This is a genomic window from Mesobacillus maritimus, from assembly GCF_023715205.1.
Lineage (GTDB): Bacteria > Bacillota > Bacilli > Bacillales > Cytobacillaceae > Mesobacillus_B > Mesobacillus_B maritimus_C.
In genome coordinates this window covers 104,970-118,654 of the sequence record NZ_JAMBNR010000006.1, presented here as the reverse complement: position 1 = coordinate 118,654, position 13,685 = coordinate 104,970, and the positions used below count along the sequence as shown (strand labels likewise).

Here is a 13,685-nt window from a genome sequence, read left to right as displayed (position 1 = left end):
AGGGTGATGAGCATGCCTCAAATCAAAAAAGCAACACATTCAATTGAAATAAAAGAACTATTAAATTTTTCAGACCGTACCATTTTTGCCAAAAAAGGAACTTACCTTTTTCAAGAAGGAATGGACGCAGAGGAACTATACTTAATACTTTCCGGCAAAATACAGATAAGCAAAGTAACAAAGGATGGTCGGGAATTAGCTCTACGCATTTGTGGTGAAAATGATATCTGCGGCGAATTAACCTTATTTACCGAGGCTCCAAAATACTTATTAAGCGCCTTACTCCTTGAGGATGCTGAAATTGCAGTTATCAAAAAAGAGGTTATAGAAAAAGAAATATTTCAAAACCCATCCCTCGCCTTTGAATTTATGAAATGGATGAGTGACCATTTTCGAAAAACACAAACCAAATTCCGTGACCTTGTATTAAATGGGAAAAAGGGAGCATTATTTTCAACACTTATTCGTATGACTAATAGCTATGGCGTTCATCAAAAAGAAGGAATTTTGATCGATCTCCCGCTAACCAATCAAGAGCTGGCCAATTTCTGTGGAACTTCACGAGAAAGTACGAACCGTATCTTAAACGACCTTAAACGTGAGAATATTATCTCAATAAAAAAAGGGAAAATATTAATTCATAACTTAGAGTTTCTAAAAAATGAAATCGGCTGTGAAAATTGTCCAGCTGTATTCTGTAGCATTGAATAGACAGTGAGGCCTCTGGCTTCACTTTTTTATATCCTTTTGGAAAATATTTTGTTGTTTGTTAGAGGCAATCGAAGTGTTTAGCTTATTCTTAGATTGCGAACGTTACCTTTGATAAGAAATGAGTCTGATATTCACCTCTTAACTGTTGAAATTGCTTTATCGCGGTAAGACTTATATCAAGGGAGTTCGGCTACTTTCAACTTAAAAGGGGCCAATTTAAGGCCCTATATTTTCCTACTCTATGAAACCTTGTTCTCACCCCAGCCCCTTAGGTTAAACACATTTCTTGCTTTCGGTTTTAGACAATGGCTGTTTTTTGTATAAACTAGTTCATTCAGTCGATTTGTTTAAGATCACAAAGTTTGAGAAAAGAACCAAAATAAGAAAGAGATTGGTCCTACTTAGGTGTTTGGTTCTGGTTCTGTTTCTGCTTCCTTAATGCTTTAGGGATATAAACACAGAATGGCTCACTTTCTAAGTAATCGCCGGTCATCGCATATGCACGTGAACGAGAACCACCACAAACATATCTAAATTCACACTGTCCACACTTTCCTTTGTATTCATCGGGATTTCTTAGCGCTTTAAAAATAGGGGATTCACGATAGATTTCAGCTAGCGGTTGCTCACGAACGTTCCCTGCTTTAACAGGCAATAAACCACTTGGATAGACATCGCCTATATGAGAAATAAACACAAACCCATTTCCATCGTTAACTCCTTTTGGCGCACGCCCTAATCCATCTATGGAACCCGTCAATCCTTGTTGCGTCAAAGCATCAAGATATTGAATCTCCTCAACCTGTTCTTTGGCTTCCCTCATTTTATGCTGAATGACAACTCGTCGATAATGCTGAGCTGCGGTCGTTTTAATATCAAACTTCACTTTCTTACTTAACTCATATAACCAGATAAAAACTTTCTCATGTTCCGCTGGGGTAATCATATCCTTTTCCTGCCCTCTTCCTGTAGGTACTAGGAAAAACACACTCCATAAAACACAATCAAGTTCTTCAATAAGCTTGGCCATTTCATCTAAGTAATCATAGTTGTAGTGGGAGATAACTGTATTGATTTGGATTGGAATCTCCAACTCATGCAGATATTTAATTCTTTCCATTGTTAAATCAAAAGAACCAGCTGTACCTCGGAAATGGTCATGTATTTCCGCAGTTGGACCATCTAAGCTAAATGCCCATCGAGATAAACCGACTTCCTTCGCTTTCTCAATGGCTTCTCTTGTTACATTCGGGGTAGCACTTGGGGTCATTGATACCCGAATCCCTTTCTCAACTGCACATCGAGCAATATCAAACACATCTTCTCTCATTAATGGATCCCCACCAGTAAACACCAGCATAGGGTTATTCATCTCATAAATTTGATCAATAAGTGCTTTTCCTTCCTCGAAACTTAACTCACGTGGATCGCGTCTATATTGAGCCTCGGCACGGCAATGTAAGCATTTAAGCTGGCAGGCTCTAGTTAACTCCCATATTACGATAAAAGGATCTTTATTAAAATCTCTTGCAAACATATGAACGGCCTCCTTTATTATCTGGTTTTAGTATAAATAACTTCCTCACAGTGTTAAGTGAACTTCCTCACAATAATCTTGTTCCATTTGACAGAATTGTGAAGTTGTTAGAGGTGTTAATATGCTGTAAAGCTTACGAATTTTGTTACAAGATATATTTAATTGTATGAGGGCCAGTTTATGATTTTTGATTTTATTTGTGCGCAACGTGCTTTGTCCTAATTGCGGCGTAACTACCCTTTTCCCTAGGGAATGAACAACGTTAAGGTTTCATGCAACTTTCTAAGAACCCTTATTTCGAGGAATGAAATCCGTTTTGGTCGCATGGTGCGTCTATGCGACCTCTTTTTAGCTAATCATTAAGATTTGTGCTTCTGACAGATTTATGGATCCTAGCTTTGCTTAACTGATAGCGCTTTTAGCTTCATAGCAGTACAGTGTTTTTTCACCTAAACCAATCATCAATGGAATAACTAATTAGCATAAATCCTTATTATTTTTCGCTCTTAAAGAAATCAGAAAGGTCAGGGACAGCCCTGACCTTTCTGATAAGTAACTTATTTAATTTTCACCTCAGCATTCTTACGCTGATAGTAATACCAGTTTAGAACAATCGAAAGAAGATAAATAGCAATGAAAATATATAAAGCATTAATTGGTGTTCCAAAGTTATTAGTAGACCAACCAAATAGCTGCGGAATTAAGAATGAACCGTAGGCAGCAAATGCTGCTGTAATTCCTAAAACAGGTGCAGATTCTTTAGCTGAGAAGATATTTGGAATCATCTGGAAAGTTGACCCTGAACCCATTCCTGCTGCAATAAATAAAATTAAGAAAGATGTCAGGAAACCAGCGAAATTAGCTGTATTCGTAAAGTAGATGACAACAAACGCTCCTAATGACATCACGGCTAATGTAATAGATGTGACCAAAACTCCTCCATATTTATCAGAAAGCCATCCACCTACTGGACGAGCTGCAGCTGCTAAAAATGCTCCAATCCAAGCAAGTCCAACATATTCTGGGAAGAGATTCTTTAATACTAATGGGAATGCTGCTCCGTACCCAATAAAAGAGCCAAATGTTGCAACATATAAAATGGTCATAATCCAAGTATGTTTTCTTTTTAAAACAACGAATTGCTCTGACACAGATTGTTTTGCATTTGGAAGATTATCCATCCCAAAATAGGCTGCTACTGTTAAGATAATAATCGGAATAACCCAAACAAACGCAGCATTCTGTAACCAAACTTGAGTACCATCGGGTAATACTTGACCTTCTGTATTTCCACCGATAAAAGCAAAAGTGCTTGTTGCGATAACAAGTGGAGTAACAAACTGGACGACAGATACCCCCATGTTTCCTAGTCCACCGTTAATTCCTAGAGCTGTTCCTTTTTCTGCTTTTGGAAAAAACATTGAGATATTTGAGGTAGAAGAAGAGAAGTTTCCGCCACCTAACCCACAAAGTGCTGCAAGTAGAGCCATTACCCAAAATGGTGTCTCTGGATTTTGTACCGCAAATCCTATTCCTAATGCAGGTACTAGCAGAATCCCTGTTGCAAAGACTGTCCAATTCCGTCCACCAAAAGCACCCGTTCCAAATGTATATACGAAGCGCAGTGTCGCCCCCACTAGACCAGGTAGCGCTGCTAATGTAAATAACTGTTCCTGTGAAAAAGCAAAGCCGATATCATTTAGACGAATTGCAACAACAGACCATATTTGCCAAATAATGAAAGCCATCATCAATGATGGAACTGAAATCCAGAGATTTCGCTGGGCATGTGCTTTCCCTTCAGCTTGCCAAAATGCCTTGTCCTCTGGGTTCCATGAGGTTATTCTTGCCATATTTTTCTCCCCCTGTAAGGTGTTAATTTTTTTGTTTTTCGTGATTGAAATCATATTAACACGTGAAATGTTTTTTGAGTTCACCCCTCAGCAACAGTACAAATTTTTGTCACATATGTTGACAAAAATTATTCACATTTGGGTATTAGCACCTCAGTAGAGTTCAAAAAAAAAACGCCTGAACAAAAAGTTCAGACGCTTCTTTGTTTATTTCCTATTAATCCCTTACACCAAGGGCAATCTTTGCATAGCGTGACATCATGTCTTTTGACCATGGTGGGTTAAAGACAATATTGACTTCTGTATCTTTAATCTCTGGAAGATCTGAGACTGCATGCTTAACTTGGTCTACAATTGTACCAGCTAATGGGCATCCCATAGATGTAAGAGTCATGGTTACAGTTAAAAGCCCTTCCTCATCTAGTTCTACATCATAAACAAGGCCTAAGTTAACAATATCTACTCCCAATTCAGGGTCAACGACCATTTCTAAAGCACCCATTATGCTATCTTTTAAATCCTGATCCAAAACAGTTCACTCCTTTTCAACCTTCTTCTATACTATCTTAACAGTTTTTGCATACTTTTACAGCCTTTTCACTTTGTAAACACATTTGTGAGTTCTTATCCCTTTTCTTGTCCAAATTATGAAGAGATTAATCATAGGTTAACCTTTATCTACAAGATACAACACTTAAATTAGAGATTCCAAAGAATGATTTTTCACCTTAGAAACGTTAGAATGTATTTATAGCGTTCACTGAAGAAAAATTGAACTTCTACAGTCCGTTCGAACATACAACCAGAAAAACTACTATAAACTAATAATAAACGGCTTTTCCATGTTGTTAAAATCCTAAATTTAATTTTAACGCAATAGTAACCACTTCGTATCTTTAAATTAAGTTTGCAAACTCTTTTCTCATAAAATTTTTTGTTGTATAACCTAGCTCCATTAAGTCGTATTTTTGTTCAAAATCAGCAAACTTTGAGAAAAGAGCCTAATAAAAACACAAAGAAGGAGTTCTTATGCCAGAAAAACACTTAATTGCTTTAGACTTAGACGGTACGCTTTTAAAAGATGACAAGACCATATCCGATAAAAACAAGAAAGTATTACGAAAAGCGCGTGAAGAAGGACATATTGTCATGATTGCAACTGGGCGTCCGTTTCGATCTAGCGAAATGTATTATAAAGAATTAGACCTTGATACTCCAATTGTTAACTTTAACGGAGCATTCGTCCATCACCCTCGAAATCATAACTGGGGGATTCATCATTCCCCTCTATCCATTGATGTCGCTAAAGATATTGTTGAAGCTCTAGACTCATTCCAATTTCATAACATCATTGCCGAGGTTGTAGACGATGTATATTTTCATTACCATGATGAAAAGTTAATCGATATTTTCAACCTTGGATCTCCTTCCGTTACAACGGGAGACTTACGCAGATTTTTAAAACAGGCTCCGACAAGTATGTTGATACATACGGAAGAGGACCAATTGGATAAAATTCGAAAGCATCTTTCAGAAGTACATGCAGAAGTGATCGACCATCGTAGCTGGGCAGCACCTTGGCATGTAATTGAAATTGTGAAATATGGTCTAAACAAAGCTGTAGGGTTAAAAAAAGCAGCCGATTATTTTAATATCCCCTCTGAACGAATCATTGCATTTGGGGATGAAGATAATGATTTGGATATGTTGGAGTTTGCAGGAAAAGGAATTGCCATGGGAAATGGGATTGCCGCCGTTAAAAACATCGCCAATGATATTACCCTTTCTAATGAGGAAGACGGAGTAGGAGCCTATTTAAACGACGCTCTCAACTTAAAAATATAAACATTATTTCAGCCAATTATAGGTAATGGAAAGAATGCTTATTTAAAGTCTTCTAGAGCATACTATCCAAAGGGACAGGTTACCTTTTGCCTGTTTCTATCTTGCTCTGATATTGAATGGAGGGGTAATAATGGGAAGATCAAGTAAATCAAAACGATTTGTCAAGCAAGGAGTAGACGCAGTCTCTAAGCATGACGAGCGCATCCCGTACCACACCACATATGCTGAGGCAGAAGCAAGGAAAATGTCCAATGGCCACAATCCTTCTGTAGGAGGGATATAGATGGGTAACCGTCTCTTTCAAGAAGCAAAAAAGGCTGTCGCAACGGCTCAGAAAAGCGACTCTCATGATCAGGAAACCATCCAACGTGCAGAGAATGCTCTTTCTTCAGCCTTTGCTAATTCGACACTTGCTGAGAAGCAACAGCTGCACCAATATCAAGATGAGCTAGATCAAATAAAAGGAAAATAAGAAAAGGAAGCTGACACTTGTTTGTGTCAGCTTCCTTTTTGTATCTTATTTGCCTCTCTGCGTATCTTTCTCGTAAAAGTCTTCCAAAACAACCGGGTAAGAATTAATGATCTCCATCCCTTTTCTTTCGTAAAGATGTAAAATCAGTGATCCGTTACTAGGTAACTTTTCAGTTGGAATAGAAAGGTTAATAGCGAAGTCCTTCCATTGTTTTTCACTCTTGTTTATTTTCATTTTTGTTTCCGTTACTTGTTGATTATGACCATCTTCCACTGTATAGTAGAACTTCCCCTCTACAGTTCGCGTTAACCCTTTTACATAATAATCCCCTTTTTCTCCCTGTACTGTAATGTCCTTAAACATCGGATTATGCATTGGCACCTTCATCATAGTTGAATCCTTTAACCCTTTAAATGGCTTTCCATTTATTTTCTTTGCTACAAGTTCAGCTGCTACTTGATATGAACCTTTTGGCAACGCGTGATTTTCCCAGGTCTCTATCCATGTTTTATCTTCACCTGGTTTTAAGCGGATGTGTTGAATCATTTGAGCAAAGCCTTTCTCTTGTGAGAACTGATATACTTGATTCCCTTCTTTATCTGCTACAATAATTTCGTATAATTGGGCATTAGAAAATTCAAGATGAATTGGGGCCTCTCCCTCATTCCTAACAATCAGTTCAAATTGAACTGTCGAGCCATCTACAATAGGTTCAATGAAAAACAGAAGTTTATCATATTCTTCACTCTCTGCACCTAACACGGTTGTAAATGGTGCAACTACTAAAGTAAATAAAAAGAATACCAGTAAGATTTTTTTCACCATTATCCCTCCTCTTCATCTTAGTTTCGTATCTAATCTCTCCTGAAAAATCCAAATACACCAGAAGTCTCTACTATATTTGTAAAAGCGTTCGGATCCACTTCCTTAATCACTCTTTGCAAATCAAATAACTCGTAGCGAGTTATCACAATAAACATCATTTCTTTATCTTCATTGGAAAATCCCCCTTTGGCGGGAACTCTTGTAATTCCTCGTGTCAATTGAGCATGTATCGCATTTTTTAGTTCATTTGCTTTTTGTGTTACGATCATAGCGGTTAATTTTTCATGGCGAGTATGAATGGCATCAATCACTCGCGTAGAAACATAAAGCTGAACAAGAGTATACAACGCTTTTTCCCAGCCATATAAAAATCCAGCTGTAATGATAATAACGCTATTTAAAGTGAAAAAATAAGTTCCAACTGGTCTGTCCTTCATCCTAGATAAGACCATTGCGACAATATCCATCCCACCTGTTGAGGCACCCCATTTTAACGTCAGACCTACACCAACGGCTGCGATAACCCCACCAAATACCGCGTTTAGAAGGATATCATTCGAGACATGAATGACCGGAATTACTTCCATAAAGAATGACATGGTGACAACAGAAATAAAACTATAAATGGTAAATGACCTTCCAACTTTTTTCCACCCTAGAATGATGACAGGAACATTCAATAGAAACAACAATATTCCAGTCGACAGGAAAATCGGAGAAAATTCTTCCAAAATGCTAGAAATTAACTGGGCAAAGCCTGTAAACCCACTAGCATACACGTTTGCCGGAATTAAAAAGAAGTTCATTGCTACTGCATTGAGTATTGCACCAAAGAGGACAATAACTAACTGCTTCGTATGTAACCAAACCATCTCCATCCTCCTAACATATTTGTGTTTGGTTTTCCCTATTTTGCCTCATATCACTACTTATAATTGTTTTTTTTTAATATAAAAGCTAAACTAAGGTCATAAATAGGTAAGAAGGTGATCTAATGGAAGTGAAAATTTTAGCAGATAGTGCATGCGATTTACCGCTAAATTTTTTTCAAGAAAACAATGTGACATTAATTCCATTGAAGGTTCTAATAGATGAAAAGGAATATGAAGACCAAAAAACAATACAACCTATAGAAGTCTATGATAGTATTCGCGCTGGTAATCATCCAAAAACTTCCCAGCCATCACAATTAGCGTTTCGAAAGGCATTTGTTGAACTGGCAGAAGAAAAACAGCAAGGAATTTACATAGCCTTTTCTTCTGAATTATCCGGAACTTATCAAACAGCCGTGATGGTTTATGACCAAGTAAAAGAAGAATATCCCGACCTAGATTTAACAATCATTGATACGAAATGCGCTTCACTCGGTGTTGGTCTATGCGTACGTGAAGCTGTAAAGTTGGCGCAGCAAAAAGCGAAAAAGGAGGAAATTGTGAAGGATATTCAATTCCGGAGCACACATATGGAGCATTTATTTACAGTTGAGGATTTAGATTATCTTGCCAAAGGTGGTCGACTTTCAAAAGCTTCCGCATTCTTAGGTGGTCTTTTGAACATTAAGCCTCTTTTAAATGTAGAGGACGGCAAACTTGTTCCAATTGAAAAAATTCGCGGAAGGAAAAAATTGCATAACCGAATTCTAGAGGTAATGGAACAAAGAGGGATAAACTTTGAATCCCAAGTGATTGGAATTAGCCATGCGGATGATTTTACAACGGCAAACGAAATAAAAGAGCGATTTATTGAAAAATTTGGCCCGCAAGATGTTGTGATTACGTCTGTCGGTGCAGCAATTGGATCACACACGGGACCAGGGACAATCGCCATTTTCTTCTTAAACGAAATACCGTCTTAATGAATAGCTCCTACGAAAGGAGCTATTTTTTTTGCATACAAAGACAAGAAAAATGACACCCTAATCTTGATGACATTGGAAGGGAGAATCGATTATTTATGCCACATACTTCTGATAATGATAAAAAGGCGCAAGACAATAACGCCCTCCGCCATGAGAAAAACATGCTAGCTGAAAAAAATCGTAAAGCCGGGAAAAATCAGTATTCTAAGAAAACCGATCATTTATAAAAATAAGCGGCAATTAGCCGCTTATTTTTTGTAAGTCCAGCCTTCCTCCTGGTAGACTCTTCCTTCCTTCATTAATCGACCAATAGCCCGTTTAAATGAGGACTTACTCATATTAAAACGATCATTTATATCTTCAGCCATGCTTTTATCACTATAAGGCATAGCTCCATTCCGTGAATCTAGATATTCTAAAATCTTTGTAGCATCCTCATCTAGAGCTTCTTGCTTTCTTGGTAGTAGGGAAATGTTAACCGTGCCATCTTCTTTAACATCGATAATTCTTCCCTCGACTTTCTCCCCTACTCGAGGTTCTTTACTTCTCTGCGACTCGTGGATAAACCCCTTAAATCCTTCAGCCGTAATCATCCAGCTACCAACTCTTGCTGTGCGATAAATATGGCCATGTACATTTTTATTGAAATCTCTCCTTGTTGCTGTCTGAGAGATTCCTTGAATCACTTGGTCAGAGGCAAGCTTAGCATAGATCAAAAAGTTTCGATTAACTCTAAGGGTTAGATAAAGCATATCACCTACTTGAGGCCAGACAGACTGGAGTATAGGTAAATCCTCTTTTCCTAACAAAATGTCTTTATTGATTCCAATGTTAACAAATACGCCAATTTCAGGTTTTACGTCCACAACCGAAACCCATGCATATTCGCCTACTGTAATAACTGGTATTTTAGTGGTGGCCGCAAGTCTTCCTCTCGAATCAACATAAAGAAAAACCTCTACCTCTTCTCCTTCCTCTAGTTCTTTTCTGTTGTCGTTGTCATTGTGATGAAGAAGTACGTCTTCTTCCCCATCTGTTAAAAAGTATCCAAAGTTAGAAATTCGCGCAACCGATAATTGAATGGTTCGACCTGTATGATCTTGTAATGTCATGATCATCCTCCTGTATGTGTATGTTAATCTCGTAAAAAGTTGTTTGAACTGCTATATTTTACTATAATGAAGCCATGATGAAAAATGTTTTCGGAGGTTGAGTATGTCTAAAGAGAGCTCATTTGATATTGTATCCAAAGTTGACCTATCTGAAGTCACAAATGCCATTAATATTGCGATGAAGGAAATTAGCACACGGTATGATTTTAAAGGTAGCAAAAGCGATATTAGCTTAGATAAGGAAGAATTGGTCCTTATTTCGGATGACGAGTACAAACTTGAACAACTAAAAGATGTACTCCTTGGCAAGTTAATTAAACGCGGAGTGCCAACAAGGAATCTTGATTACGGAAAGATCGAAGGGGCTTCTGGTGGAACAGTGCGTCAGCGCGCCAAATTAATTTCTGGGATTGATAAAGACAATGCCAAGAAGATTACCGCCCTCATCAAAAACAGCGGGCTAAAAGTGAAAAGTCAAATTCAAGATGACCAAGTCCGTGTTACTGGAAAGAATAGAGATGACCTGCAAAAGATTATTTCCCTAGTGAAAGAAGCAGACCTAACTGTTGATGTTCAATTCATGAATTATCGTTAAAAACAGTCCAGCAATGGACTGTTTTTTATTTCCACGTTTTTTTCAACTCGAATTAATCAAAATTAACAAAACGAGTACTTTAAAGGAGTTGATTGCGTGACAAACAAACAGAAAAAAACATTTCCTCCACAACATCAAAATCATCAACCAGGGACAGAAAAAGAGATGAATCCAATCCCTATATCTGTAAACCAAGAGTATAAAGGCTCTGGGAAGCTAAAAAACAAGGTAGCGCTCATAACCGGAGGGGACAGTGGGATCGGAAAGTCTGTCGCGATTTATTTCGCAAAAGAAGGAGCAGATGTTGCAATCCTTTATTTAAATGAATCCGAGGATGCTGTAAAAACAAAACAAATAATCGAGGAAGAGGGGCAAAAGTGTGTATTGATTTCTGGTGATATTGGCAACGAGGCCTTTTGTCAGAGTAGTATTGACCAGACGGTACGCGAATTGGGCAAACTTGATATTTTAGTGAATAATGCTGCGGAACAACATCCTCAAAAGAATTTTCTTGATATTACGTCCGAACAGCTTGAAAAAACTTTTCGTACCAATTTATTTTCAATGTTTTATTTAACAAAGGCAGCTCTTCCTCATTTAAAACAAGGAAGCTCAATCATCAATACATCTTCAATTACGGCCTATAAGGGAAATGAGCAGTTGATTGATTACTCTGCCACAAAAGGAGCCATTGTTTCATTTACCCGATCATTAGCGATGTCATTAGCAAAACAAGGCATTAGAGTCAATAGCGTTGCACCAGGGCCAATTTGGACACCACTAATTCCATCTACTTTTCCCGCGGATCAAGTCGAAACTTTTGGTTCCACTACGCCAATGGGCAGAGCTGGACAGCCACATGAACTGGCGCCTGCTTACGTTTATCTAGCTAGCGATGACTCGGCCTATGTTAGCGGACAGACGTTACATGTGAACGGCGGGACGATTGTAAACGGGTAGTTATCGTGAATAGATGAGAATTCAGCTATTCAGAACAAAATGGTTGTAAAAGCGTCCGTTTAGCATAAAAAAATACTAAATTCGGACTGAGGAAATATCTTTGAGATTTTTAGAAAGGCTATTTTCGTAAAGAATGTTGTTAAAATCCTAAAGCCGATTTTAACGCAGGATAAGCCATACTGTATGTTCATATTATGTTTACTGGCTCTTTTTCTGATTTAAAGTTGCTGTCCAGTGATAAAACAGCTAATTCTTTTCTTTTTATAGCTAAAAGCTACAAAGTTTGAGAAAAGAGCCTTTAAAAAAGCGGTTGGACAAACTCGTTGTCCAACCGCTTTTATTAAATCATACGGGATTTTCTTTAGACCTGCGCTTAAGGAGAACAATAAAGAGTATAAACAATAAAATCACTGCACTAATCGCTATTAAATAAGCAATATTGATTCCCGTTTTTTCTGCCAGAATGTATATTTCTGCTTCTTCTCGGTCAAGAACAATTTTATAGTTTCCATCAACACTTCGGATTAAATCGCCTGCTAGCATCCCTCGAAGCTCCCTCTCGTCCTGTAAATCTGCGGCACTGATTTCAACACTTCTTGTTCCTGAAGTATTGTTGATTGCGATTACTGAAGTTTCCCCTTCGTATTCGCGTTTATAGATAAGCATTCCATTTTCTTCAAAGAGTACTTCCATTGAACCTCTAGTTAAAGAAGGTGTTTTTCCCCGGATCTCGCCCAACTGTGTAATGTATTCTATTAACTCTTTATCAGTCATGAAATTCATTTGCTGGTAGTTTTCTGGAGCTGCTTCACCGTACAGCGCAATTTCACTTCCATAGTAGACCATAGGAATTCCAGGTGTTGTGTATAAATAAGTAAGTCCTAGCTTCCATCTTGGGCCAGGATGTTCATTTAATTTCGCCGCATCCGTAGTAAATCGCACTGTTTTATGATTATCGAAAAAAGTGCCGACTAAATTTGGATTAGCATAAATGTTCTCTCTCTGCTCAAGTTTGGTTAGTACAGATTCCATTGACTGATCTGGTTGTGCATAAGCTGCTCTTAAATCCTCGTTGGAAAAATAGTCTGTAAAACCGTCAATCCCTGCCTGCTTGTACTTGGCAATCGATTTTATATCACCGGAAGAAACTTCACCGAGCAAGTAAATATCTTCGTTTCCTTCCTTAATCGTAGCTGTGAGTTGGGACCAAAAATCAGCAGGTATTTGTTGAACATCGTAAAAACGGTAACCATCAATCTTTGTTTCTTCAATCCAATATGTAGCTACATCTAAAAAGTATTCCCTTACTTCCGCGTTATCAAAATTCAACATCGGGCGATTTCCAAGCCAAGATTCTTTACTCGGTTCTTCCACTTGATGGAACCAGTTTGCTTTCTCTGGATCAGTTAACCATGAATGATTGGCCCCAACATAGTAGATCTCCATATCTAAAATCACTTTCATTTCACGTTCATGAGCCTCTTTGACAAGTTCCTTAAATGTCTCAATCGACCCAAAATGCTCCTCAGTCTCATAAAAATCGTTCACCCAGTACCCATGGTAACCTGCACTCTCATTATCAAAGATGGGAGAAAGATTAATAGCTGTAAATCCCATATCCTTCAAATTATCCAATTGCTTAATTATTCCCTCAAAGTCACCGCCATGATAGGCACTCGGGTCTTTTGTGTTAACTTCGAAATCATTCGTATTGTCACCGTTATTAAAGCGATCAATCATGATTGAATAAATCGTTTCGTCCTGCCACTCACGCTTGTCCATTTCCACTGCTGTTACAGGAAATGCACATATTAAAAATAAGGGCAAAACAATGAAAAATAATATTCCTTTTTTCATCAAGCTTCCTCCTCTAATTCACAAGGGTATTCACCATATCCTTCTTTTCTAGAGTATCCC

15 protein-coding genes are annotated in these 13,685 nt (G+C 37.9%); 8 read left to right on the top strand and 7 right to left on the bottom strand.

From position 1 onward, the window contains the following. Nucleotides 1-12: 12 nt before the first annotated feature. On the top strand, nt 13-711 hold the full coding sequence (locus M3182_RS10315; RefSeq protein ID WP_432806559.1) for a Crp/Fnr family transcriptional regulator: 699 nt from the start codon (nt 13-15) through the stop codon (nt 709-711). Nucleotides 712-1,108: 397 nt separating this feature from the next. Here the strand turns inward: M3182_RS10315 and M3182_RS10310 are convergent, their stop codons facing one another. The 3 genes from M3182_RS10310 to M3182_RS10300 form a co-directional block, all read right to left on the bottom strand. Then, a complete protein-coding gene (locus M3182_RS10310; RefSeq protein ID WP_251557981.1) occupies nt 1,109-2,248 on the bottom strand; it encodes a TIGR04053 family radical SAM/SPASM domain-containing protein in 1,140 nt (379 codons plus the stop codon). Nucleotides 2,249-2,805: 557 nt separating this feature from the next. Continuing rightward, nucleotides 2,806-4,101 (bottom strand): MFS transporter, encoded by a 1,296-nt coding sequence (locus tag M3182_RS10305; protein WP_251425166.1) that lies wholly within the window; start codon nt 4,099-4,101, stop codon nt 2,806-2,808. Between the two features lie 217 nt (nt 4,102-4,318). Next, nucleotides 4,319-4,630 carry a metal-sulfur cluster assembly factor gene (locus M3182_RS10300; protein WP_251425163.1) on the bottom strand — a complete coding sequence of 104 codons (312 nt, stop codon included), beginning with the start codon at nt 4,628-4,630 and terminating at the stop codon, nt 4,319-4,321. A gap of 500 nt (nt 4,631-5,130) precedes the next feature. On the opposite strand from M3182_RS10300, the gene M3182_RS10295 reads away from it, so the two are divergent. The 3 genes from M3182_RS10295 to M3182_RS10285 all read left to right on the top strand — a co-directional run bounded on the left by M3182_RS10295 (nt 5,131) and on the right by M3182_RS10285 (nt 6,418). Continuing rightward, entirely contained in the window at nt 5,131-5,946 is an 816-nt protein-coding gene (locus M3182_RS10295) for a Cof-type HAD-IIB family hydrolase (RefSeq protein ID WP_251557979.1), read from the top strand. Between the two features lie 130 nt (nt 5,947-6,076). After that, a complete protein-coding gene (locus M3182_RS10290; RefSeq protein ID WP_251425156.1) occupies nt 6,077-6,229 on the top strand; it encodes a hypothetical protein in 153 nt (50 codons plus the stop codon). Next, on the top strand, nt 6,230-6,418 hold the full coding sequence (locus M3182_RS10285) for a DUF3813 domain-containing protein (protein ID WP_251425154.1): 189 nt from the start codon (nt 6,230-6,232) through the stop codon (nt 6,416-6,418). A 45-nt stretch (nt 6,419-6,463) separates the two neighbouring features. Here the strand turns inward: M3182_RS10285 and M3182_RS10280 are convergent, their stop codons facing one another. Continuing rightward, entirely contained in the window at nt 6,464-7,243 is a 780-nt protein-coding gene (locus M3182_RS10280) for a BsuPI-related putative proteinase inhibitor (protein WP_251557977.1), read from the bottom strand. Between the two features lie 29 nt (nt 7,244-7,272). Beyond that, a complete protein-coding gene (locus M3182_RS10275) occupies nt 7,273-8,115 on the bottom strand; it encodes a YitT family protein (protein ID WP_251425149.1) in 843 nt (280 codons plus the stop codon). Between the two features lie 122 nt (nt 8,116-8,237). Between M3182_RS10275 and M3182_RS10270 the strand changes: the two genes are divergently transcribed. Next, the gene (locus M3182_RS10270) at nt 8,238-9,098 is read left to right on the top strand and encodes a DegV family protein (protein WP_251425146.1); all 861 of its coding nucleotides are present in this window, start codon (nt 8,238-8,240) and stop codon (nt 9,096-9,098) included. A 98-nt stretch (nt 9,099-9,196) separates the two neighbouring features. Then, nucleotides 9,197-9,328 carry a DUF3941 domain-containing protein gene (locus M3182_RS10265; protein WP_251425143.1) on the top strand — a complete coding sequence of 44 codons (132 nt, stop codon included), beginning with the start codon at nt 9,197-9,199 and terminating at the stop codon, nt 9,326-9,328. A gap of 21 nt (nt 9,329-9,349) precedes the next feature. Here M3182_RS10265 and M3182_RS10260 read toward each other — a convergent pair whose 3' ends face one another. Beyond that, on the bottom strand, nt 9,350-10,213 hold the full coding sequence (locus M3182_RS10260; RefSeq protein ID WP_251425140.1) for a CvfB family protein: 864 nt from the start codon (nt 10,211-10,213) through the stop codon (nt 9,350-9,352). Between the two features lie 103 nt (nt 10,214-10,316). On the opposite strand from M3182_RS10260, the gene M3182_RS10255 reads away from it, so the two are divergent. Both M3182_RS10255 and M3182_RS10250 read left to right on the top strand, forming a co-directional pair. Next, on the top strand, nt 10,317-10,808 hold the full coding sequence (locus M3182_RS10255; RefSeq protein ID WP_251425137.1) for a YajQ family cyclic di-GMP-binding protein: 492 nt from the start codon (nt 10,317-10,319) through the stop codon (nt 10,806-10,808). Between the two features lie 96 nt (nt 10,809-10,904). Then, nucleotides 10,905-11,768: an SDR family oxidoreductase gene (locus M3182_RS10250; protein WP_251557975.1), complete on the top strand. Its 864-nt coding sequence runs from the start codon at nt 10,905-10,907 to the stop codon at nt 11,766-11,768. Nucleotides 11,769-12,113: 345 nt separating this feature from the next. On the opposite strand, the gene M3182_RS10245 is transcribed toward M3182_RS10250, so the two are convergent. Then, nucleotides 12,114-13,625 carry an alpha-amylase family glycosyl hydrolase gene (locus tag M3182_RS10245; protein ID WP_251557973.1) on the bottom strand — a complete coding sequence of 504 codons (1,512 nt, stop codon included), beginning with the start codon at nt 13,623-13,625 and terminating at the stop codon, nt 12,114-12,116. Nucleotides 13,626-13,685 lie beyond the last annotated feature (60 nt).

Bases quoted from the DNA above. Each gene is read 5' to 3' on its own strand.
- M3182_RS10315 (WP_432806559.1), top strand. From the start codon at position 13: ATGCCTCAAATCAAAAAAGCAACACATTCAATTGAAATAAAAGAACTA.
- M3182_RS10310 (WP_251557981.1), bottom strand. From the start codon at position 2,248: ATGTTTGCAAGAGATTTTAATAAAGATCCTTTTATCGTAATATGGGAG.
- M3182_RS10305 (WP_251425166.1), bottom strand. From the start codon at position 4,101: ATGGCAAGAATAACCTCATGGAACCCAGAGGACAAGGCATTTTGGCAA.
- M3182_RS10295 (WP_251557979.1), top strand. From the start codon at position 5,131: ATGCCAGAAAAACACTTAATTGCTTTAGACTTAGACGGTACGCTTTTA.
- M3182_RS10290 (WP_251425156.1), top strand. From the start codon at position 6,077: ATGGGAAGATCAAGTAAATCAAAACGATTTGTCAAGCAAGGAGTAGAC.
- M3182_RS10285 (WP_251425154.1), top strand. From the start codon at position 6,230: ATGGGTAACCGTCTCTTTCAAGAAGCAAAAAAGGCTGTCGCAACGGCT.
- M3182_RS10280 (WP_251557977.1), bottom strand. From the start codon at position 7,243: ATGGTGAAAAAAATCTTACTGGTATTCTTTTTATTTACTTTAGTAGTT.
- M3182_RS10275 (WP_251425149.1), bottom strand. From the start codon at position 8,115: ATGGTTTGGTTACATACGAAGCAGTTAGTTATTGTCCTCTTTGGTGCA.
- M3182_RS10270 (WP_251425146.1), top strand. From the start codon at position 8,238: ATGGAAGTGAAAATTTTAGCAGATAGTGCATGCGATTTACCGCTAAAT.
- M3182_RS10265 (WP_251425143.1), top strand. From the start codon at position 9,197: ATGCCACATACTTCTGATAATGATAAAAAGGCGCAAGACAATAACGCC.
- M3182_RS10260 (WP_251425140.1), bottom strand. From the start codon at position 10,213: ATGACATTACAAGATCATACAGGTCGAACCATTCAATTATCGGTTGCG.
- M3182_RS10255 (WP_251425137.1), top strand. From the start codon at position 10,317: ATGTCTAAAGAGAGCTCATTTGATATTGTATCCAAAGTTGACCTATCT.
- M3182_RS10245 (WP_251557973.1), bottom strand. From the start codon at position 13,625: ATGAAAAAAGGAATATTATTTTTCATTGTTTTGCCCTTATTTTTAATA.